Origin of the sequence: Streptomyces sp. NPDC016309 (genome assembly GCF_043077235.1) — a bacterium.
Taxonomy (GTDB): Bacteria; Actinomycetota; Actinomycetes; order Streptomycetales; family Streptomycetaceae; genus Streptomyces.
Map to the genome: position 1 here is coordinate 232,046 of NZ_JBIBSG010000007.1, position 20,964 is coordinate 253,009.

Genomic DNA, 20,964 nt, shown 5'->3' on the forward strand with positions numbered 1-20,964 from the left:
GCGGGGGCGGCGCGGGCGGGGGGGGCCGGCCCCCCCCGCGCGGGGGGGGGGGGGGGGCCCCCGGCCCCCCCCGGGGGGGGCCGGGGCGGCGGGGGGGGGGGGGCCCCCCCGCTTCGTGTCGCCAGGGGGTCCTGTGACCTACTGCACAGTAATCGCCCGCCCCGTCCCGCTCTTCCCCCGCTCGCCCCCAAAAGCGCAGGAACCGGCCCACAAAGCCCTGATTCCGCCCCCATTCCGGCCCCTAGGGGATGTCACAGGTCCGCAGCAAAGGACCCGCCCCTCCATGGCCCGTCCACCGAACACGGCGGGACCGGGTACGTTCGGTGACGTGGCTGGATTCAGGATCGGACGCGGCCGGGACAACCGCACCCCGCAACAACGACCGCAGCGGGCGCCCTACGGCGCCGCGGCGGCACCACCCCCGTACGGGCAACCACAGCAGCAGCAGTGGCCCCAGGGGCAGCAGCCGTACCCGCACGGGCAGCAGCAGCAGCAGCCGTACGGCGAGCCGGAGTACTTCGGCGACCCCTACGCGCAGGCGCCCGCCGCTCCCGCGCACGACCCGTACGCCGCGAACAACCCGGGCCACACCCGGGCGTTCAGCATCCACGACGAGGCGTACGACGACGGCTCCGCGTACCAGGACGGCGCCACCTACCAGGCCGGCGCCGGCCCCGCCCCGTCGGGACCGCGCCTGCACTGGAAGCAGCTCCTCAGCGGCATCGTCATGCGCCCGGGCCCGACGTTCTGGCAGATGCGCGACCACGCCGTCTGGGGCCCCGCCCTGGTGGTCACCTTCCTCTACGGCCTGCTCGCCCTCTTCGGGTTCGACCAGGCCCGCGAGGAGGCCATCAACGCCACGCTCTCCACGGCGATCCCGTACGTCCTCGTCACCGGCGTCATGTTCGTCGTCGGCGGCCTGATCCTGGGCGCCGTCACGCACACCCTGGCCCGCCAGCTCGGCGGCGACGGCGCCTGGCAGCCGACCGTCGGCCTGTCCATGATCATCATGGCCATGACCGACGCGCCGCGCCTGCTCTTCGCGCTGTTCCTGGGCGGCGAGAACACCCTCGTCCAGATCGTCGGCTGGCTGTCCTGGCTGGCGGCCGGCGCGCTCTTCACGTCGATGGTCAGCAAGTCGCACGACCTGCACTGGCCGAAGGCCCTGGGCGCCTCGGCGATCCAGCTCGTGGCGCTGCTGTCCCTGCTGAAGCTCGGCACGATCTGACGCCCGTACGTCACGCGAAGGCCCCCGCCGAGGCGGGGGCCTTCCGCGTGCCGGTGCGGCTCAGGCGTCGAGGACCTGGCCCTCGCGCTTCACGACGGGCGGCTGCACGCTCCACGGGAAGTTGATCCACTCGTCGGTCTTCTTCCACACGTACTCGCACTTCACGAGCGAGTGGGACTTCTCGTAGATGACCGCGCTGCGGACCTCGGCGACCGCGCCGAGGCAGAAGTCGTGCACCAGCTTCAGCGTCTTGCCGGTGTCGGCGACGTCGTCGGCGATGAGCACCTTCTTGTCGCTGAAGTCGATCACGTTCGGCACCGGCGCGAGCATGACCGGCATCTCCAGCGTGGTCCCGACGCCGGTGTAGAACTCCACGTTCACCAGGTGGATGTTCTTGCAGTCCAGCGCGTACGCCAGCCCGCCCGCCACGAACACGCCGCCGCGGGCGATGCTGAGCACGATGTCGGGCTCGTAGCCGTCGTCCGCGATGGTCTGCGCCAGCTCGCGGATCGCCGTCCCGAACTTCTCGTAGGTCAGGTTCTCCCGTACGTCACTCATGCTCACACCTGCGTCCGATGGAAGTTCTGGAAGGACCGCGAGGCGGTCGGCCCCCGCTGTCCCTGGTACCGCGATCCGTACTTCTCAGACCCGTACGGGTACTCCGCCGGCGAGCTGAGCCGGAACATGCAGAGCTGCCCGATCTTCATGCCCGGCCAGAGCTTGATCGGCAGCGTGGCGAGGTTCGACAGCTCCAGCGTCACGTGCCCGGAGAACCCCGGGTCGATGAACCCGGCGGTCGAGTGCGTCACCAGGCCGAGCCGCCCGAGCGAGCTCTTGCCCTCCAGCCGCGAGGCCAGGTCGTCGGGGAGGCTGATCACCTCGTACGTCGACGCCAGCACGAACTCACCCGGGTGCAGGATGAAGGCCTCGTCCCCCTCCGGCTCGACCAGCCGCGTCAGGTCCGCCTGCTCGACCGCGGGGTCGATGTGCGGGTAGCGGTGGTTCTCGAACACCCGGAAGTAGCGGTCCAGCCGCACGTCGATGCTCGAGGGCTGCACCATGGAGTCGTCGTACGGGTCGATGCGTACCCGCCCGGCGTCGATCTCGGCCCGGATGTCCTTGTCTGAGAGAAGCACGCCCCGAGGATACGCAGAGCGCGCGGGCCCGCCCCAATCGGACGACCCCCGCGCGCCTCCCACCACGTACTACCGCCGCTCGAGCACCACGGGCACGGCCTGCCGCAGCCGGGCACAGCGCGGACACCGCAGCAGCCTCCCCGGCCCGATCCGGCCGGCACCGAGCTGCTGCATCGGGAACGAAGCGGTACTGAACACGTGCCCCTCGGCACAGCGGACGACGGTGCGCTCCATGGAGTCCATCAAGTCCCTTCCCCAACAATGCGTGGACGAGAAAGCCACATTAGGGGATCAACAGGACACCACTCCAGGCGGCACCCCGTCCCCCCACCGTATGCCCCAACTCCCGCCCCACGCACCTGGATCCGTCCCCCACACAGCACGAAGACCCCGCGGCGCGATACACCGGGGGCCTGCCGATGGGGTACAGTGAGCGACGATACGACACCGGATCTCCGGTGCGTGTTACGCGGGTGTAGTTTAATGGTAGAACATGAGCTTCCCAAGCTCAGAGCGCGGGTTCGATTCCCGTCACCCGCTCCAAAAAGAAGCCCCAGGCCGATGGCCCGGGGCTTTGTTGTTGGGTCGGCCCGCGCGTTAGGTGTTCGCGGGAACGGCCCGGCTCCACAGTTCTTCCGCATGCTCGGCGAAGCGGTCGAACATTCCGCCCTCGCCCTGGCGGCGCAGATGGAGCAGTGGCGAGTCGTGCCCGACGAGACGAGCCAGGTGCGGCGTGACGAGGGCCTGGTGGTCGAACCGGAAGACCGACAGGGAGACGTGGTTCACCGCATCCTCGGCACTGCTGAACCTGACCTCGAGTCCGTCCATGGCACCAAGGTGCTCCAGGTGTTCCAGAGAGATTCTGATCCTGGTGGACACGCTCAGGGCGACGCCTTCGATGAGCTCACGCTGTCGTGTGACCTCACTGTCCGGGTCACCGAGCAGGAAGCGCACCCTGCACCCCGTGTCCAGCTTGCGCCGGAGCGTCTCGGCGAAGGCGGGCTGTTCGAGCCAGACGAAGTAGTTGGTGTACCCCGCCAGAAAAATCTGGTCGTGAGCCTCCTCGATCAACTCGCCCCAGACCGTCGACGGGCATGCCGAGCGGTACGGATAGGCGTGGACGAGTTCCCTGTCGTGCCCCGACTTCACACGGTCCTGTAAGGCTTTGGGCCAGATCATCTCTTCGTCCACCTTCAGTGCCCGGCAGGCATCGACACGGTTCCTTGCATGCGGCACCAGCTCGGCGTCGGCCAGCCATCGCTCCACGGTCTTGGGCGCCACTCCGATACGGGCGGCAAGCTTGCGGGGCGTGAGCCGCGCGTCCGCCATAGCCGATCGTAAAGCGACGTTCAACGCTTCTCCCTACGACGTTTGGGCCTTGTCGCACGGTAGCGCCGGGCGTCTCAACTGTCCGCGCCATCGCCGAGATACGTCCGTAAGGGGGGAGCATCGTTCCCGTTATGAGCGACCCGAGGACTTACCCGCACCGCCCGGTCTACCTGCCGATCCCGCCCGAGCCTCCGCGTCCCGTCAGCGGATGCGCCACCTGTGCCGCGCTGGCGGCGCGACGGAGTGCGGCCCGGGACGAAGGTGACTACTCGCAGGCGACGGACGCATCGGTCGAGATTCGCAACCACCCCCACCGCACCAGGTGATCGCCTTGACGGATGCCGACACCCCCCACCTCCACGACAGCCGTTCGATCGCCGGCCAGGCAGCCAGGGGGCTGTGGTCGGCCCTCGTGTCCCTCGGCCTCCCCCCTGGGCAGGCACGCCACGTACGGCCCGTCTTGACCAGCAGTGGGAAGCCCTACGTCTACATCGGTCTGCTCACTGCGGAGGCGGTGTCCAAGCTGTTGCAGCTCCTCGGGTCCCCGCCTCGGGGACATGCCGTGGCAAGCCCGCCCATGGTCACCGCCCCCGAGCCAGCCCCGGGGACACCACTGCACTCCGTATCCGTGGCGGGAGCGGTGGTGCGGGAGGACGGCCGGCTCCTGGCGATTCGGCGCGCTGATAACGGGACTTGGGAACTGCCGGGCGGAGTGCTGGAACTGGCGGAGTCACCGGAAGAGGGCGTAGCCCGCGAGGTCTGGGAAGAGATCGGCATCCACGTCGAGGTCGACGAACTGACCGGCGTCTACAAGAACACGGCTCGGGGCATCGTCGCCCTGGTGTTCCGCTGCAAGCCCTCCGGGGGCACCGAACGAACGTCGGCTGAGCCCCTGGCGGTCGACTGGCTCACGCCCGCAGAGATCACCGAGCGGATGTCCGAGGTCTACGCAGTCCGGCTGCTGGACGCCCTAGACGGGAATGGCCCGCATGTCCGGAGCCACGACGGACGCCACCTGCTTCCAGCGCGGTAAGACTTTCCCTACTTCATCAAGGCACCCGCCGCGCACAGCGCGGCGCGCGCGGCCCGTCGTCCGGGCCGACGCTCCTGTCTCCGCCCCGCTCCGGCCCGGCCGCCGGCCGCACGCCGGTCGGCTCAGGGTTGCTGGTGGGAGAAACCCGCTGTGGCTGGGGCGGTCGGCTCCACGGCTTTAGCCACCTCCCCGGTCCGGGTCCCGCGCCGAGCAAGACCAGGGGGCCACTCGTGCTCATTACGGGCAGGTTCAAAGCCTGCCCGAGTTGCCAACCAGCGCACGGCCCCCTGATCATGCTCGGCCCCAGACCGGGCAGGCCACCGGCGAAACCCGCTCCACCGACCTGTACGCAGCCATCCCCCCTTCCTCACGCAGGGTATGCGCCCAAGAACCCATTGGGTACGCTCTGGCTATGTCGGGAGAGCTTCTGCATAGCAAGGGCGAAGAGGGGGCCCGGCGAGCCAAGCATTGGCTCGACGCCACAACCCGCGCGAATGCCCGATGGGTCAATCCGAACCCCACAGCGATCCCGAAACTTACGTTCGATTGGGCGGACGGATCGACTTTCTCTTATGACCTTGGCGGCCTGCTTATTGGCGGACAGTTCGAAGGTCAGGAATTCCTGGTTGAGTCGAAGTTCTATGAAACGCCAGGCCATCAAGGCAGCATGTATGTCGAGTACCTGGCTAAATGCTACCGCGCCTATAAAACAAGGCCCGATCGATGTGATAATTTCATGTGGATAACATGGCACCCATTTTCGCTTAACAGATGGTCGAAGCTCTGCACGGCTGCCGAGGTTCGAGCAGCAACCCTCGCTCATCATCACAAGTGCCTGGGATGCGCCGACCCTGATCAAGCCGAAGAGTTGGTCGACGAGGAAGCGTGTAAAGAGGTCGCCGACCGCCTCTGGCTAATCCTCCTCAGTAAACGCCAGGAAGAACTCGTGATCAGCAAAAAGCATCTCGGCTGGATACGGGATCGCGAGACGACGGAGGAGGTTTAGCGATGAAGTCCGATTACGCTGAAGCCTTGCGGGATGCCCTTTTCGACCCGAACCCGAACTCCAGCGCTCGGCGTACTAAAGAATTGGTCATCCGCGAACTCCGTGACGTGGACCCTCGCATCAACATCAAGAGTACCGAGTACTTTAACCATACTTTTTCACCGGATCTCGTCCTTACTTGGCCGGGGAGCAATAAGCGCGAGAAGCGCTATGTCTTCTTGCGACTACCAGACAGTCCCGAGTACTTCGCCGAAGACGTCGAGACCGTCAGCGAAATGCAGCCGATTGTGTACGGCCTTAACGGCGGTTCGGACCTCTCCGAGTCGTTGAATGCAGTGGCCGAATTGAGCCACGAGAATAACGTCCTGGTGACCGACGTCCATGGCATGGACCGCCTTGCTCGGAATAGAAAGGATCACAACATTGCCAACCTGGTCTCCACCGCACTAATTCGCGGCGGCCGGGGGCTCATGGACTCGGGTGGTGCAGATGCCATCTCAGCAAGTGTGAATCGCGGGTTTGAGGGCGCGCGTGTTGCTCAGGTCGAGGCAACCGGGAACGCAGTACGTGCCCTTGAGCGGTATCTTGCTCCGGCGCAATCCAGGCAGATGACGCAGTTTCTTCAAGCAGTCTGGATTTCCTCCCAGGGGCGAATCGATGGATTCCCGGGACCTAAGGAATTGTCAGGCGAAATCGGTGACGAATCACTGGAGTACCTTCTTCATTTCGACCCAATCGATGACCCCGACTTCTGGCGAGCCTTAGGAGCCTCTGTTTCCGTCGAGCAGTTGTCCAGGCTCCAAATCACGGATGCCCCTGTGAATCTCCAGCATCTTATTCGAGAGAATCTAGACCGCCTGTGGTCTAGGCAGATGCGAGTGATTGGGGGCGAGCTCGCACTGAGCGAATCCGTTGAGCCCACCTGGACTGTCACTCGTCAGTCTTTGTGCTTGCGGGGGGAGGATTACGCGGCTTACTTTGCACAGAATGCAAGCAACCTGCGCCACATTAGGCCCGACGCGGCATACGGACTTTCCATTGAGGATATCCACCGCCGCTCTCGAAATATCCACCTGAGCGAACTCACGGTGCGAAAGGGTTCAGAAAGTTTCACCGTAGAAGCCCAGGGGATCCGCAGCGTGTTGCTTGCGGAAAGCCTGTCCGCCCTGCCTGCCAGTTATCTCGAGAAAGCGCGCGTGATTCGCGCTACTGCGAAGTCGCCAGGAGGGCAAGAAATACACTGCGATTTCCTCGAGCGGGATGCAACAGCAGTGACCAGCGCCCGCGTCTGCCTCGAGGATTGGCTAGGCTCTGCACTCCCCTTGCTCTGGGACGTTTCGGTGAACTTCTCACGACATGACGGGACGGAGACTGCTTGATCGCCTGGCACATCGGTGAGGATCCAGCGCAGACGCGCCCCTTGGACGGTGCCGGCTCCCGGGCAGCATGGAGAGACACACAGAAACTTCGGCTGCCTGCCCCGATGCCTGACTGGAGGCAAAGTTCTCGCTTTAGCACGCCCCAGGGTAAGCCGTGCATCCTGGTCCAAAACCGTCTGGAGGAGGCGCGCATTGAAGCGCAGCAAAGGGACTGACGACGAGGAAGCACGGATGCCGATCTTCCCCGTGCCCAACCACAGCTACTTCCCGGGCATGATCGTGACTTTCCTGGTGGTCGCCCTCATGGCCCATGTGCTCATGCGCGGACTGGACAAGCCCGGGTGGATGGCCTGGCCCATCGCCAGCCTCTACCTGGCAGACTCCCTGCGCCGAGCCAGGCTCGCACATTTGCGGCTAGCAGCAAGATGGAACGAGTTGCTTGATGACTGGCTCGATCATGAACAGCGGCTACACAAGCAGCAACTTGAAGATCTGCGCAAGAAGCACCAACCGGATCAATTGTCTCCAGAGTAATCGTGCCCGATGCGTGCCCGATGAGACGGTGCACAACGGTCAACCCTCATCTCCTGTGATTCCCAAACTCAGAGCGCGGGTTCGATTCCCGTCACCCGCTCCATGACGAAGGCCCTGGTCGGAGACCAGGGCCTTGTTTGTTGTCCGGATCGGTTCAGGGACCTTGCCCAGAAGGCTTCTCTCTGGCCTTCGCACGGGCGGCGCGCACGAGGTCGTCCAGATTCCTGCTTAAGCGTCTGCACGGCACGTCGCTGACGAAATTGGTCAGTGCCGTAGGGCACAAGTAACTGGCGCTCGGCGTGACCGTCGGTGCACTCACCCCTCCATCGGGTGCCCGCCCGGCCGACGTCGTGTCGGCCGGGTTGGCCGGCGCCGGGGCATCGGCATCGGCATCGACATCGGCCCTTCACGCCCTAATCCGTTGAGGCGGACAATCCTTGACACACGACAGGGCAGCACCCCACCACTACAGGCACCTGGTCGGAGCTCAGGGCGCCCATCACGGACGACCTCACGCATACTCCAGTATGCTCCGAGTATGTCATCGACTACTCGCATCACTGTCACACTGCCCACCGACCAAGTGGCGGAGCTCCGTAGACTCACGGACAACGTCTCCGGCTATGTGGCGGAAGCCGTAGCTCGCCAGATCCGGCACCAGCTCCTGGGCAACGACCTCCGCCGCCACGAGGAGGAGCACGGATCCTTCAGCGACGAGGAGCTCGCCGAGGCCCGCGCGAAGATCTTCGGCTCCGCCGGCTCCTCCAAGGGCGCGGACGCCGCGTGAGCGAGCGCATCGAGACCGTCGTCCTGGACGCGGAAGGGTTGTCCGCCTGGATCGCGCAGGACCGCAAGCTCCTCGCCATGCTGCAGGTGTTCCACGACATGGGAGCCGACCTCGTCATCGGAGCGAACACCATCGTGGAAGTCAGCCACTCCCGAACCAACATGCCTCGCCTGAACTGGGCTCTGTCCCGCGTCAAAGTGGAGCCGGTCACCGAACAAGCGGCGAAAGCGGCAGCGGAACTCCTGAAAGACGCCGGACTGCACGGGCACGAATACGCCATCGACGCCACGGTCGCCGAAGTCGCGCTTCGCCAGCCGAAACCCGTCGCTCTGCTGACGTCCGACAGCGACGACATGGCCAAACTCTGCGGCAGCCAGATCCGCATCATTCCTCTTTGACCCGCCGGCCCTCAGGCTCTGTTGCACTGCCGCCACCCGTGCCCCATCCGTGCACAGGTCGGAGCCCGTCCAACAGCCCGAACCACCGGTGATTCCCCAGCTCAGAACGCTGGTTCGATTCCCGTCACCCGCTCCACGCAGAAGGCCCAGGTCATCGACCCGGGCCCTTTTCTTGTCCGGACCGGGTCAGGGGGGCCGTGGGTGGTGCCTCAGGGGGGCTTGGGGGTGGCCCGGGCGGGGCCGGTTCATCGGTCCGAAGCGCGCGCTTTGGCCGTGTACCTCGCCGACGTTAAGGTGTGGCGCCGTGATCGGCGGATCGCTTCTTCGGGGGAGGTGGGGGATGGGAATGGGGCTCATGGACGCGGACCACGCGAGGCTGGTCGTCGCGGCGCAGGCCGGTGACGAACGGGCGCGCGAGGAGCTGCTCGCCGCATACCTGCCGCTGCTCTACAACATCGTCGGGCGAGCGCTGAGCGGACATGCCGACGTCGACGACGTCGTCCAGGAAACCCTGTTGCGCGTGGTGCGCGACCTGCCCGCCCTGCGTGCCCCGGAAAGCTTCCGGTCCTGGCTGGTGTCGATCACGCTCCGTCAGATCAATTCCCACTGGCACCGGCAACGCACCCTCGCCGACCGGACCACGGTCATGGACGAGGCGCTCCGGGTACCGGCCGTCGGCGCCGCGCTCGAGGACAGGACGATGCTGCGTCTGCACCTCTCGGACGAGCGCCGCCAGGTGGTCGAGGCCGCCCGGTGGCTCGACCCGGACCATCGGGTGCTGCTGTCGCTGTGGTGGCAGGAATGCGCCGGCCTGCTGAGCCGTCACGACATCGCCGACGCGACAGGGCTCAGTGCGGCCCACGCCGGAGTACGCCTCCAGCGCATGCGCGAGCAACTGGATCTGAGCCGGACCATCGTCGCCGCGCTGGAGGCGAACCCGCGCTGTCCGCAGCTCAACGAGACCGTCGTCGGCTGGGACGGTCTCCGTACACCTGTGTGGCGCAAGCGGATCGCGCGGCACACCCGCGCCTGCCCGGTGTGCACGGCGACGACGACACAACGGGTTCCGGCCGAACTGCTGCTCCTCGATATCGCGCCGCTGGCCGTCCCGGCGACGCTCATCGCCGCGCTGGCCGCCAAGGGCCTGCTGTCGGGTACGGCGGCGGGCGCCGCCGGGCTGGCCGCGGCACACACCACCGTCGGCACGGCGGTGGGCGGAGGCGGGCTGCACGGCTCGCTGATCGGCAAACTGCACGCGGTGACCGCTCATCCGATGGTGAGCCTCGCCACCGGCGCGGTGATCGTCGCCGGGGCCGCCACCTACGCGACCTGGCCCGAACCGGCGCCTCGGGCGCCCGGCGTCGTCGCCGCTCCCACGGCCGGCACTCCCACGCCGATCCCGTCGCGCAGCACCCGGACCCCGTCGGCCGAACCGTCCCCGGTGAGTCCGTCCGCCGTCACGGGCGTTGTTCCGCTGGGCGCACGGTCGCTGGAGTCCGTCGACCAGCCCGGCCTGTTCGTCACGTACGCCGGCGACTTCGCGACGCTCGGCCGGGTCTCCGCGTCCAGCAGCGACGGCGCACGGCAACGGGTCACCTTCACGGTCGTCGAGGGACTGGCCGACGCACGGTGCGTCACCTTCCTCGCCGCGGACGGCCGGTATCTTCGCCACCATTACCTGCGGCTGCGGCTGAGCACCGACGACGGCAGCGAACTGTTCCGCGAAGACGCCACCTTCTGTCCGCGTCCCGGGGCGGTCGCCGGGTCGGTGACCCTGCACGCGCACAACTATCCCGGATCGGTCCTCCGCCACCGCGACGGCGGCATCCGGCTCGACGGCTCCGACGGCACCCGGGCCTTCGCCGGCCAGGCTTCCTTCGTCGTGCGCGGCGCGCGGGCCTGAGACGCCCCCCGGCACGCGGGACCGGGTCGCTCGGCAGGGCGAGCGGGCCGCGGGGCCCGGCGTAACACTTTCCGCCCGCGAGATGCATCACCGGGCGATCGTCCGGACGGCGCGACTTTTCTGTTACGAGCCCGCCGGTCCGGAAGCCTCCACTTCAGGGGTGCCCTTCCCGCCGACACGATCCGTGCCGGCGTGGCGGGTTCCCCCGCTGACGCATCCCCTGAAGAAAGCGCCTCCCATGAGACGACACACCCACGAACACCGGGCGTCCGATACGCAGATGACGGCACCCCGGGTGGCCCGCGGCACCCGAGGAGACATGAAGGGCCTGCACCGGTTCCGCCGGGGTCGCCGAACACTGACGGCGGGACTGTCGGCCGCGGCGGTGGTGGCCGGTGTGGTGACGCTCCTCCCCAGCTCCGCCGGAGCCGCGGCCCTGGGTACCCAGGCGGCCCCCTCGGGCCGGTACTTCGGCACGGCGGTGGCCGCAGGCCGGCTCGGCGACCCGGCGTACACCGCGATCGCGGACCGGGAGTTCAACATGATCACCCCGGAGAACGAGATGAAGTGGGACGCCGTCCAACCGTCCCGCGGCCGGTACACCTTCGGCGCCGCTGACAAGATCGTCGACCGTGCCCTGGCGCACGGCCAGCGCGTGCGCGGCCACACCCCGGTCTGGCACCGGCAGCTCCCGGCCTGGGTCGGGTCCATCCGCGACGCGCAGACGCTGCGCGGCGTGATGAAGGACCACATCACCACCTTGATGGCCCGCTACCGGGGCAAGGTCTACGCCTGGGACGTGGTCAACGAGGCGTTCGCCGACGGCTCCGGCCGGCACCGCAGCTCGGTCTTCCAGGACGTGCTGGGCGACGGCTTCGTCGAGGAGGCGTTCCGCACCGCCCGGGCGGCCGACTCCTCGGCCAAGCTCTGTTACAACGACTACAACATCGAGAACTGGTCGGACGCCAAGACCCAGGGCGTCTACAGGATGGTGAAGGACTTCCGCTCCCGCGGCGTGCCGATCGACTGCGTCGGGTTCCAGAGCCACTTCGGCACCGGCGGCCCGCCGTCCAGCTTCCGGACCACCTTGTCCAGCTTCGCCGCCCTGGGTGTCGACGTCCAGATCACCGAGCTGGACATCGCCGGGGCGTCACCCGCCCACTACGCCGACACGGTGAAGGCCTGCCTGTCCGTGGCCCGGTGCACCGGCATCACGGTGTGGGGCGTCCGTGACAGCGACTCCTGGCGCAGCGACGAAAGCCCCCTGCTGTTCGACGGCCACGGCAAGCCCAAACCCGCGTACGGCGCCGTCATGGACGCCCTCCGTTCCGGCTCGGGTACCTCCCCGGCCACGCCGGCCGAGGGCACCGGAGAGATCAGGGGCGTGCCCTCCGGCCGCTGTATCGGCCTCCCCGACCCGGCCACCGCCAACGGCACCCAGGCGCAACTGGGGGACTGCGGCGGACGGGCCGATCAGCGCTGGACCCTCACCGCCGCCAAGCAGCTCAAGATCCACGGCGACAAGTGCCTGGACGCCAAGGGCAAGGGCACCACCAACGGCACCCCGGTCGTCATCTGGGACTGCAACGGCGGCGCCAACCAGCAGTGGAACGTCAACACCAACGGCACGATCACCGGTGTCCAATCCGGGCTGTGCCTCGACGCCGTCGGCGCGGCCACCGCGAACGGCACCAGGATCCAGCTCTACACCTGCGCGGCCGTCGACAACCAGAAGTGGACCGCCCCGTCCGGGACGGGCGGCAGTACGTGTGCTCTTCCCACGACGTACAAGTGGAGTTCGACGGGTGCGCTGGCGCAGCCGGCGAACGGGTGGGACGCGGTGAAGGACTTCACCCACGTGGTGCACAAGGGCAAGCACCTGGTCTACGCGTCGAGCGCGTCGGGGACCTCGTACGGCTCGATGGCGTTCAGCCCCTTCACGAACTGGTCGGACATGGCGTCGGCCGGCCAGACCGGGATGAGCCAGAAGGCGGTGGCGCCCACCCTGTTCTACTTCGCGCCCAAGAAGATCTGGGTGCTGGCGTACCAGTGGGGTGCGTGGCCCTTCAGCTACCGCACGTCGAGCGACCCCACCGACCCCAACGGCTGGTCCGCGCCCCAGCCGCTGTTCACCGGCACCATCCCCCGCACCGACTCGCCCACCGGCCCGATCGACCAGACCCTGATCGCCGACGGCCAGAACATGTACCTGTTCTTCGCCGGTGACAACGGCAAGATCTACCGGGCGAGCATGCCGATCGGGAACTTCCCGGGCAACTTCGGCTCGTCGTACACGACGGTCATGAGCGACACCACGAAGAACCTCTTCGAGGCGCCGCAGGTCTACAAGGTCCAGGGCCAGAACCAGTACCTCATGATCGTCGAGGCTCGGGGAGCGAACGAGCGCCGCTACTTCCGCTCGTTCACGGCCTCCAGCCTGAGCGGACCCTGGACCCCGCAGGCCGCGAGCGAAAGCAACCCCTTCGCGGGCAAGGCCAACAGCGGTGCCACCTGGACCAGCGACATCAGCCACGGTGACCTGGTCCGCACCACCCCCGACCAGACCATGACCATCGACCCCTGCAACCTGCAGTTCCTCTACCAGGGCAAGTCCCCGACCGCGGACGGCCCCTACGACCGGCTGCCGTACCGGCCGGGTGTCCTCACGCTGAAGCGCTGACCCGCCCGATCCACGGTAAACGCAAGGAGAACGACCCCCCATGAAGAACCCCACGAACGGCGCGCGCCGGCGGCGTCACCGCCGTCGCTGGACCGGGACCGGACTGCTGATCGGTGCGCCCGCCCTCCTCGTGCCGTACCTCCTGTTCGTACAGGACGGCTCGGAGGCCGCGACGGTCGACGGCAACACCTACTACCGGCTGGTCTCCGTACGCAGTGGCAAGGCGCTGGACGTGAACGCCTTCTCCACCGCCGACGGCACCCGCATCCAGCAGTGGACCGACCAGAACACCGCCAACCAGCAGTGGAAGCTGCGCCCCGCCGGGGACGGCTACTACGAGCTGGTGAACCGCAACAGCGGCAAGGTGCTGGGCATAGCGGGCGGTTCGACCGCCGAAGGAGCCGCCGCCGAGCAGCAGACCGACACCTCCTCCTCCGCACAGGAGTGGCGGATCGACGAGGTGGGCGGATCCGGCGCCGTCACCCTCACCTCCCGCAGGAGCGGCCAGGTCCTGGACGTCTCCGGAGGCTCCACGGCCCAGGGGGCGGCGGTCATCCAGTATCCCGGCAGGGGCAGCACCAACCAGCAGTGGAAGCTGGTGAGGGCGGCCGGAGCGCAGGCGGCCGGGACCGGACCGTACGTGTGGAAAAACGCCCCGGTGGTGGGCGGCGGTTACGTCACCGGGCTGGTGTTCAACCCGCGCGAGAAGGGGCTGCTGTACGCACGCACCGACATGGGCGGCGCCTACCGCTGGGACAGCGCGGCCGAGCAGTGGATCCCGCTGACCGACTGGCTCGGCGAGAAGGACTGGAACCTGCTGGGCATCGACGCGCTGGCCACCGACCCCGTCGACCCCGGCCGGCTCTACCTCGCCACGGGCACCTACACCAACGGGTGGGCCGGCAACGGTGCGATCCTGCGCTCCCAGGACCGCGGCCGCACCTTCCAGCGCACCGATCTGCCGTTCAAGCTGGGCGGCAACGAGGACGGCCGCGGGGCGGGCGAACGGCTGGCGATCGACCCCGCGAACAACGGCACCCTGCTGCTGGGCACCCGCAAGAACGGCCTGTGGCGCAGCACCGACCACGGCGCGACCTGGAGCCAGGTCTCCTCGTTCCCCGTCAGGGACGGGGCGAGCAGCGGCGCGGGCGTCTCCTTCGTGACGTACGGCCCGGCCGGCAGCAGGACGGTCTACGTCGGCGTCGCCGACAGGTCCACCTCCCTCTACCGCTCGACCGACGGCGGCAGCACCTGGCAGGCCGTCCCCGGGCAGCCCACCGGCCGGCTGCCGCAGCACGGCGTGCTCTCCGGTGACGGCTCGCTGTACCTGACGTACACCGACGCGCTCGGACCCAACGGCGTGACGGCGGGCTCGGTCTGGAAGCACACGCCGGCCGACGGGGCGTGGAAGGACGTCTCCCCCTCCCGGGGCGACTACGGGTTCTCCGGTCTGGCCGTCGACCCGCGCAAGCCCTCCACGGTGATGGTCACCACCCTCGACCGCTGGTGGCCCGAGGACGAGGTGTACCGGACCACCGACGGCGGCACGACCTGGAAGGCACTGGCCGGGACATCGGTACGGAACGCCTCCGCCGCTCCCTACGTCGGTACCGGCGTCGGGCACTGGATGACCGCCCTGGCCATCGACCCCTTCGACTCCGGGCACGTGCTGTACGGCACCGGCAGCGGCATCTGGCGCAGCAAGGACGCCACCGCCACCGACACCGGCGGCACCAGTCACTGGACCGTGGGGGCCCGAGGGCTGGAGGAGACCTCGCTGCTGGACGCGATCGCCCCGCCCGGTGGCGCCCACGTCGTCACGGCCATGGGCGATCTGGGCGGGTTCCGCCACGACTCCCTGACCGAGGTGCCCGCCGGGCGACTGAAGAACCCGATGATGACCAACAGCACCGACATCGATTTCGCCCAGTCCAACCCCTCGGTGATGGTCCGCGTCGGCCGCGGCGGCGAGAAGGACGGTGCCTACTCCACCGACGGCGGCACCACCTGGAACGGCTTCGCGTCGGAGCCGGTCGGCAGCGCCGACAGCGGCCGTGCGGCGCTTTCGGCGGACGGCTCCACCATCGTCTGGACCCAGGCCGGTCAGGTCCCCTACCGGTCGACCGACAGGGGGGCGAGCTGGTCGAAGGTCAGCGGCCTGGGCACCGACGCCGTGGTCGTCGCCGACCGCTCCTCGGCCAGGACCTTCTACTCACTGGCCGGCGGCACTCTGCACGTCAGCACCGACGGCGGCGCGAGCTTCACCGCCCGCGCCACCAACCTGCCCGCGGGCCGGCTCACGGCCGTCCCCGGTACCGCCGGGGACCTGTGGATCGCCGGCGATGCCAAGGGGCTGCTGCACTCCACCGACGGCGGCCGCACCTTCACCACGCTCACCACGGTGCGGTCCGCCTCCGCGCTCGGCTTCGGCAAAGCCGCACCAGGCGCCTCCTACCAGGCGCTGTACCTGATCGGCACCGTCAAGGACGTCAGCGGCGTCTTCCGCTCCACCGACGGGGGCGCCACCTGGCTCCGCGTCAACGACGACGCCCACCAGTGGGGCAGCATCGGAGCCGTCGGCGTCATCACCGGGGACCCCGACACCTACGGGCGCGTCTACGTCGGCACCAACGGACGTGGCCTCCAGTACGGCGACCCGTCCTGACCCGACGCCCGAGCGGGGCCGCGGGCACACCAGCCCGCGGCCCCGCGCCATGACCGGGGGACCTCCGCGGCGCGTGTGGACGCGTTCGCGGGGGGGGTCAGCGGGAGCCGGTGGGGCGGGGGCGGGGGGTGTGGGGCTTGTCGTAGCGGAGGGCGAGGGCCGCGATGTCGTCGTCGAGGCGGCCGCCGCTGTAGCGGAGCAGTTCGCGGTGGAGGTGGTCGAGGACCTCGCGGGGAGGCATCGGGTCCTGGGCGCGCATCCAGGTGGGGAGGGGGAAGAACTCACCCGCTCGGTCCCGGGTCTCCGTCACGCCGTCGGTGTAGAGCAGGATCTGGTCGCCGGGGGCGAAGGCGACGGTGTCGACGCAGTAGGTGTCTCCGATGAGCGTCGAGAGGTTGAGGGGCGGGGAGGGGGTGGAGGGGTCCAGGACGCGGGTCGACCGGTGGTGGACCAGCAGCGGCGGTGGGTGGCCGCAGTTGAGGAGCCTGATGATGCCGCCGCCGCGGGGGACCTCCGCCATGAGGACGGTGGCGAAGCGCTCCGGCACGTCCGGGCCCGGGAACATGGCGATGTGGCGGGTGATGCTGGTTTCCAGGCGCCGGACGATGCCCCGCAGATCGGGTTCGTCGTACGCGGACTCCCGGAAGGAGCTGATCACCGCCGAGGCCGCGCCCACCGCGGTCAGGCCCTTGCCGCGCACGTCGCCGATGATGAGCCGCACCCCGAAGGGGGTGTCGGCCGCCTCGTAGAAGTCGCCGCCGATCCGGGCCTGCTCCTGGGCCGCCAGGTACAGGGACTCGATCTCGACGTCGTTGATACGGGAGGGCAGGGGGCGCAGCAGCACCTTCTGGGCCGCGTCGGCGACGAGCCGGACGTGGAAGAGCGTCTCCTCCCGCTGGAGGCGGAGATGGCTCGCGTACGCGGCGGCCAGGGTGACGGCGACGATCGCCGCCCCGGTGTACGGCGTGCCCAGGTCGGTGTGGAAGAAGCTGAGCGTGATCATGACCAGCAGGCAGAACGTCCCCAGCAGGATCGTGGGGAGCACCGGCCACAGTGCGGCGGCGAGGGCCGGCGCGGCGGGCAGGAGACGGCTGAAGGCGATCTCCCTGGGGGTGGAGAACGCCAGGGCGGCGATCAGGACCGTGAGGACCACGGGGGACAGCTGAGCAGTGGCTTCCCACCTGTCGCCGTGGAAGGGGCGGCGCCGCAGCCGGCCAAGCTTGATCATAAAGCCATCATATCGGGACATAAGGGGCGTCGATCGGTCACGCGTGGGCGGGGGCGGGGCGGCACGGCGGGCCGGTCGGCCGGCGGCGCGTGACCGGCGCACCGAGCGGCCGCGCCGTACGGTCCGGCGGCGGCCACTCAGCCGGCCCGTCCGGGCTGCGCGGGGACGAGGCCGGCTTCCGGGCCGGGGGGTGTCTCCTTCCCGCCGGTGCCCGTACGCCGGACCGCGCGCCGGCACAGCGGCCCCAGGGAGCGGTAGAAGCGGTCCGGCAGGAAGGCCGCGTCGGCGACGATCATCGCGGCGGAGAAGAGCGGCAGGCCGAGGACCACCGCGATGCCCACGTGCATGGTCAGCAGCACGGCCAGGACGGGGTACTTGAGCCTGCCGAAGAGGACGAAGGGGAAGGCGACCTGGAGCAGCACCGTCAGGTAGCACGCCGCGGCGATCAGCACCTCGTGGTCGTCCGCCATGGCGGAGAGGGCCGGCCACGGCCGGAACAGGTGCAGGTTCAGGGCGTAATGCAGGGCGGTCCCGTTTCCCCAGGTGCCGCCCTGCACCTTGTACAGGCCGGCGGAGCCGTAGAGGAAGCAGACCTGGGCGGCGATGACCAGCATCCCGCAGTTGTGCAGGACGGTGACCAGGCTCAGCCGGGCGTCGCGCAGATGGGTCCGGAGCTCGCCCGCGAACGGCGGCCACGGGAGGCGTGGCCGCGGCCCGGCGGCCGAGCGCAGACGGGCCCGGCGGGCATCGAGGGACCAGCGCCGGCCGCAGGCGGTGAGGACGAGGTAGACGGCCATGAGGAGGATCAGGTTGTCCCCGCCGTCCGTCATGAAGATCGCCCTGGCGTGGAACGAGGCCACCACGAGGGCGAACAGTACGGACACCACCCTGGTCCGCCAGCCGAGCAGGAACAGCGCGGACGTGACGACAGCCGCTCCGTAGCAGAGCTCGAAGTAGGCGCGGCTGTCGGACAGGGTGAGAATGCTCGCCCAGCCCGTCTGGTCGAAGAGCTGTCGCGCCAGTACGGGAGTCCACGGCGAGCCGGGCCCCCAGATCTCGTCGCGGTGCGGGAACTCGCGCAGCAGGAAGACGAGGTAGAGCAGCCCGTACCCGATGCGCAGGACCGCCGCCGCGTACAGGGAGACCGGCCGCTCGACCAGGAGGGCGAAGAGCGCGGCGAGACGGTCGAGTGCCCACCGCGTCACCGTGCGCGAGCCCGCTCGCCCGGTGCCGTACGCCGACGGCCCGGGGGTCGTGGGCGTGGGCGTGGGTGCGGTCGCGCGCGTGGGTGCGGTCATGGGCGTGGGTGCGGTCATGGGCGTGGTCGGCTCAGTCGGTGCCATGGGGGGCCACCTTCCACCAGGGCAGGTAACGGGTGTCCACGGCGGTGGCGGGGCGGTCGCTCCGCGCGGACCCGGGTGCGCCCACGGGCAGCGTGACGACCCGGAGCTGGATGGAGTCGAAGGAGCCGCCACGCCGGTCGGCGACCCGGTCCGCCGCGATGTTGCGGAGGTACCGCTGGATCATCACGGCCCGCTCCGAGCGCGGCAGGTCGTCACCGCCGAGCGTTTCGAGGTAGGAGCTCCAGGCACGGCGGAGCATGTTCTGGGTCGTGTGACTCGGAAAGACGTTGTGCTCGATCGCGGTGGTGTCCACACCACTCAGGTCGAACCATCCGCTCACCTCCGCCGTGCCGTCCGGAGCGGTACGCATGGTCCTCGCGGAGATCTGCCGGTTGACCGACTCCGGATCCGGGGCGAAGAGCCGCCAGTTCTGCTCGAACACCGGGTAGATCCAGGCGTCGATCTGCCGGCTGTAACGCTGCGAGACGGCATTGGCGGGTGCCACGTGCAGGAAGACCAGCACCACATGGATGAGCGTCGCCGCCAGACACAGGACCACGGCGGCTCCCGTGGCCGCTCTCAGCGAGCGGTGCGGTGGTCTCGCACCACCGTGTGACGCCGGCGGACCGCTGCCGCCGCCCCTCTCGGCCGAACCGGTGCCGGAGTGCTCCGACCCCACCGGTTCCGCTTGCCCGACGCCGCCCAGCACGGCCCCACCCGGCCTTCCCGTCCCGCTGTTCATGTCCGCTTCTTCCGGTTCTCGCGGTTCCGCGCGTGGCGCGGGGTGGACCCGGAGGTCCACCGCGCGCCACGCGTTCCACTCACGCTGGTGGGGAGCCGGCGTCGCGCACGGCTCGCCCACGGGCGCTACCCGTTCATGTCGTCGCCGTGCGTACCGGGCCGGCCGTGACCCTTGAGGTCCAGGTCCAGGTCGAGGTGGCGCGCGCGGTCGCCGTAGCCGCCGGGCTTGCCGTTGTCGCCGTGCCCGGGCTTGCCGTGACCGGGCTTGCCCGGCTTGCCGTGTCCGGGCTTACCGTGACCGGGCTTGCCACGCCCGGGCTTGCCGTGGTCGTGGTCATGGCCATGGCCGTGTCCGGGCTTACCGGGCTTGCCGTGACCCGGCTTCCCCGGCTTGCCGGGCTTACCGGGCTTACCGGGCTTGTGCGGCGGCTTGTGCGGCGGCTTGGGACCGCCGCCGCCCGTGGTGCCGCCATGGACGCCGCCGATCGTCGCGCCCGTGGTACCGCCCGTGGTGCCCGCGATGAGGCCACCCGTGGTCACTCCGCCGAGCACACCGCCGACGACTCCGCCGGGCGCGCCACCGGTGGTGCCGCCGGTCGTCACACCGCCGAGCACGCCACCGACGCCGCCCGTGGTGCCACCGTTGGTGGTGCCCCCGGTCCCGCCCGTGGTGCCGGCGATCACGCCGCCGGTAGCGGTGCCGCCCGTCGTGCCACCGGTGGTGCCGCCCGTCGTGCCGCCCGTGGTCCCGCCGGCACACGCGGGTCGGGTGATCGTGTTGGTGTCCAGCGTCACGGAACCGTTGCGGGCCAGGGCCCGGCCCACGATGTCCGCTCCCGTGTTGGCGGTGATCGACGTCAGGGCCATGATCGTGCCCACGAAGTCGGTCTGGGTGCCGAGGGTGGCCGAGCTGCCGATCTGCCAGAACACGTTGCACGGCGAGGCACCGTTGATGAGGCTCACGCTGCTCGCGGAAGCAGTCGTCAGGCCGGAACCGACCTGGAACACCCAGATGGCGTCCGGGTTGTTCTCGCCGTCCAGGGTGAGCGTGCCCGTGAGACCGAGGGTGGACGATGCCGTGTACACGCCCGGGGCCAGGGTCAGACCGCCGGCGTCCGGGGGAAGCGCCATGTCCGAGGACTGCCCGGCCGCGTTGTTGTACGCGGCGACCAGGTCGCTCTTGGCCCCGGCGGCCACGGCGTCCGCCGAGTGGAACGTCCCGTCCACCAGCCCGGGCGGGAATCCGGTGATGGCCGTTCCCGGGTGCACCCCGACGTCGCCGGTGATGACCGAGGCTCCGGTGTTGGACACCGACTGACCGGCCAGGACGGCGAAACTGTCGGCGGTGCCCAGGAGTACGGGTTGGGCGAGCGCGTTCGCCCGCGTCGGCGTCACCGCCACGACGGCGGCGGAGATCACCAGGGTGAGCACCGCGGCCATCCAGGCCGACGTTCTGCGCCAATGCGGCGCGGCAGAGGTATTCAGCGTCATCGAGAAGCCAGCTCCTGAGGGGGATGGTGGCACGTTCAGCGAAAGCCGGAATGTCCGGAATCGCCCGCTTCATTCGGCTGGCA

General features: G+C 69.1%; 18 protein-coding genes and 1 tRNA gene. 11 read left to right on the forward strand and 8 right to left on the reverse strand.

Translation table 11 applies throughout. The features are described 5' to 3' along the window. The first annotated feature begins 328 nt into the window (after positions 1 to 328). Complete coding sequence (locus ACF068_RS19675; protein WP_392275523.1) at positions 329 to 1,228, forward strand: Yip1 family protein; 900 nt, start codon at positions 329 to 331, stop codon at positions 1,226 to 1,228. Positions 1,229 to 1,288: 60 nt separating this feature from the next. On the opposite strand, the gene ACF068_RS19680 is transcribed toward ACF068_RS19675, so the two are convergent. The 3 genes from ACF068_RS19680 to ACF068_RS19690 form a co-directional block, all read right to left on the reverse strand. After that, positions 1,289 to 1,786 carry a phosphoribosyltransferase gene (locus ACF068_RS19680; protein ID WP_392275524.1) on the reverse strand — a complete coding sequence of 166 codons (498 nt, stop codon included), beginning with the start codon at positions 1,784 to 1,786 and terminating at the stop codon, positions 1,289 to 1,291. A gap of 2 nt (positions 1,787 to 1,788) precedes the next feature. Further along, positions 1,789 to 2,364, reverse strand: a complete 576-nt coding sequence (gene dcd, locus ACF068_RS19685; RefSeq protein ID WP_336323542.1) for a dCTP deaminase — start codon at positions 2,362 to 2,364, stop codon at positions 1,789 to 1,791. Positions 2,365 to 2,433: 69 nt separating this feature from the next. After that, a complete protein-coding gene (locus ACF068_RS19690) occupies positions 2,434 to 2,607 on the reverse strand; it encodes a hypothetical protein (protein WP_392275525.1) in 174 nt (57 codons plus the stop codon). 226 nt (positions 2,608 to 2,833) lie between these two features. On the opposite strand from ACF068_RS19690, the gene ACF068_RS19695 reads away from it, so the two are divergent. Continuing rightward, positions 2,834 to 2,907, forward strand: a tRNA-Gly gene (locus ACF068_RS19695). 54 nt (positions 2,908 to 2,961) lie between these two features. Here the strand turns inward: ACF068_RS19695 and ACF068_RS19700 are convergent. Further along, positions 2,962 to 3,693 carry an XRE family transcriptional regulator gene (locus ACF068_RS19700; RefSeq protein WP_392275526.1) on the reverse strand — a complete coding sequence of 244 codons (732 nt, stop codon included), beginning with the start codon at positions 3,691 to 3,693 and terminating at the stop codon, positions 2,962 to 2,964. A gap of 577 nt (positions 3,694 to 4,270) precedes the next feature. On the opposite strand from ACF068_RS19700, the gene ACF068_RS19705 reads away from it, so the two are divergent. The 9 genes from ACF068_RS19705 to ACF068_RS19745 all read left to right on the forward strand — a co-directional run bounded on the left by ACF068_RS19705 (position 4,271) and on the right by ACF068_RS19745 (position 16,078). Continuing rightward, entirely contained in the window at positions 4,271 to 4,726 is a 456-nt protein-coding gene (locus tag ACF068_RS19705; protein WP_392275701.1) for an NUDIX hydrolase, read from the forward strand. A 412-nt stretch (positions 4,727 to 5,138) separates the two neighbouring features. Further along, a complete protein-coding gene (locus ACF068_RS19710) occupies positions 5,139 to 5,732 on the forward strand; it encodes a hypothetical protein (RefSeq protein WP_392275527.1) in 594 nt (197 codons plus the stop codon). A 2-nt stretch (positions 5,733 to 5,734) separates the two neighbouring features. After that, on the forward strand, positions 5,735 to 7,111 hold the full coding sequence (locus ACF068_RS19715; RefSeq protein WP_392275528.1) for a hypothetical protein: 1,377 nt from the start codon (positions 5,735 to 5,737) through the stop codon (positions 7,109 to 7,111). A 192-nt stretch (positions 7,112 to 7,303) separates the two neighbouring features. Beyond that, the gene (locus ACF068_RS19720) at positions 7,304 to 7,645 is read left to right on the forward strand and encodes a hypothetical protein (RefSeq protein WP_392275529.1); all 342 of its coding nucleotides are present in this window, start codon (positions 7,304 to 7,306) and stop codon (positions 7,643 to 7,645) included. 538 nt (positions 7,646 to 8,183) lie between these two features. Then, positions 8,184 to 8,432, forward strand: a complete 249-nt coding sequence (locus tag ACF068_RS19725) for a hypothetical protein (RefSeq protein WP_392275530.1) — start codon at positions 8,184 to 8,186, stop codon at positions 8,430 to 8,432. Then, positions 8,429 to 8,830: a DNA-binding protein gene (locus ACF068_RS19730; RefSeq protein WP_392275531.1), complete on the forward strand. Its 402-nt coding sequence runs from the start codon at positions 8,429 to 8,431 to the stop codon at positions 8,828 to 8,830. The genes ACF068_RS19725 and ACF068_RS19730 overlap by 4 nt, the downstream gene beginning before the upstream one ends. Before the next feature lie 340 nt (positions 8,831 to 9,170). Beyond that, positions 9,171 to 10,733 carry a sigma-70 family RNA polymerase sigma factor gene (locus ACF068_RS19735; protein WP_392275532.1) on the forward strand — a complete coding sequence of 521 codons (1,563 nt, stop codon included), beginning with the start codon at positions 9,171 to 9,173 and terminating at the stop codon, positions 10,731 to 10,733. Positions 10,734 to 11,052: 319 nt separating this feature from the next. Continuing rightward, positions 11,053 to 13,413 carry a non-reducing end alpha-L-arabinofuranosidase family hydrolase gene (locus tag ACF068_RS19740; protein WP_392275702.1) on the forward strand — a complete coding sequence of 787 codons (2,361 nt, stop codon included), beginning with the start codon at positions 11,053 to 11,055 and terminating at the stop codon, positions 13,411 to 13,413. A gap of 40 nt (positions 13,414 to 13,453) precedes the next feature. Further along, positions 13,454 to 16,078, forward strand: a complete 2,625-nt coding sequence (locus ACF068_RS19745; RefSeq protein ID WP_392275533.1) for an RICIN domain-containing protein — start codon at positions 13,454 to 13,456, stop codon at positions 16,076 to 16,078. A 97-nt stretch (positions 16,079 to 16,175) separates the two neighbouring features. On the opposite strand, the gene ACF068_RS19750 is transcribed toward ACF068_RS19745, so the two are convergent. The 4 genes from ACF068_RS19750 to ACF068_RS19765 form a co-directional block, all read right to left on the reverse strand. Continuing rightward, complete coding sequence (locus tag ACF068_RS19750; RefSeq protein ID WP_392275534.1) at positions 16,176 to 17,306, reverse strand: PP2C family protein-serine/threonine phosphatase; 1,131 nt, start codon at positions 17,304 to 17,306, stop codon at positions 16,176 to 16,178. A 137-nt stretch (positions 17,307 to 17,443) separates the two neighbouring features. After that, positions 17,444 to 18,649: an HTTM domain-containing protein gene (locus ACF068_RS19755; RefSeq protein WP_392275535.1), complete on the reverse strand. Its 1,206-nt coding sequence runs from the start codon at positions 18,647 to 18,649 to the stop codon at positions 17,444 to 17,446. Beyond that, complete coding sequence (locus tag ACF068_RS19760) at positions 18,636 to 19,208, reverse strand: DUF5819 family protein (RefSeq protein ID WP_392275536.1); 573 nt, start codon at positions 19,206 to 19,208, stop codon at positions 18,636 to 18,638. Before ACF068_RS19760 ends, ACF068_RS19755 begins: the two co-directional genes overlap by 14 nt. 308 nt (positions 19,209 to 19,516) lie before the next feature. Beyond that, on the reverse strand, positions 19,517 to 20,881 hold the full coding sequence (locus ACF068_RS19765; protein ID WP_392275537.1) for an ice-binding family protein: 1,365 nt from the start codon (positions 20,879 to 20,881) through the stop codon (positions 19,517 to 19,519). Between the last annotated feature and the right edge of the window lie 83 nt (positions 20,882 to 20,964).

Excerpts from the sequence above, each read along its gene's own strand:
- ACF068_RS19680 (WP_392275524.1), bottom strand. The coding sequence starts at position 1,786 with ATGAGTGACGTACGGGAGAACCTGACCTACGAGAAGTTCGGGACGGCG.
- ACF068_RS19690 (WP_392275525.1), bottom strand. The coding sequence starts at position 2,607 with ATGGACTCCATGGAGCGCACCGTCGTCCGCTGTGCCGAGGGGCACGTG.
- ACF068_RS19700 (WP_392275526.1), bottom strand. The coding sequence starts at position 3,693 with ATGGCGGACGCGCGGCTCACGCCCCGCAAGCTTGCCGCCCGTATCGGA.
- ACF068_RS19705 (WP_392275701.1), top strand. The coding sequence starts at position 4,271 with ATGGTCACCGCCCCCGAGCCAGCCCCGGGGACACCACTGCACTCCGTA.
- ACF068_RS19710 (WP_392275527.1), top strand. The coding sequence starts at position 5,139 with ATGTCGGGAGAGCTTCTGCATAGCAAGGGCGAAGAGGGGGCCCGGCGA.
- ACF068_RS19715 (WP_392275528.1), top strand. The coding sequence starts at position 5,735 with ATGAAGTCCGATTACGCTGAAGCCTTGCGGGATGCCCTTTTCGACCCG.
- ACF068_RS19725 (WP_392275530.1), top strand. The coding sequence starts at position 8,184 with ATGTCATCGACTACTCGCATCACTGTCACACTGCCCACCGACCAAGTG.
- ACF068_RS19735 (WP_392275532.1), top strand. The coding sequence starts at position 9,171 with ATGGGAATGGGGCTCATGGACGCGGACCACGCGAGGCTGGTCGTCGCG.
- ACF068_RS19740 (WP_392275702.1), top strand. The coding sequence starts at position 11,053 with ATGAAGGGCCTGCACCGGTTCCGCCGGGGTCGCCGAACACTGACGGCG.
- ACF068_RS19745 (WP_392275533.1), top strand. The coding sequence starts at position 13,454 with ATGAAGAACCCCACGAACGGCGCGCGCCGGCGGCGTCACCGCCGTCGC.
- ACF068_RS19750 (WP_392275534.1), bottom strand. The coding sequence starts at position 17,306 with ATGATCAAGCTTGGCCGGCTGCGGCGCCGCCCCTTCCACGGCGACAGG.
- ACF068_RS19755 (WP_392275535.1), bottom strand. The coding sequence starts at position 18,649 with ATGGCACCGACTGAGCCGACCACGCCCATGACCGCACCCACGCCCATG.
- ACF068_RS19765 (WP_392275537.1), bottom strand. The coding sequence starts at position 20,881 with ATGACGCTGAATACCTCTGCCGCGCCGCATTGGCGCAGAACGTCGGCC.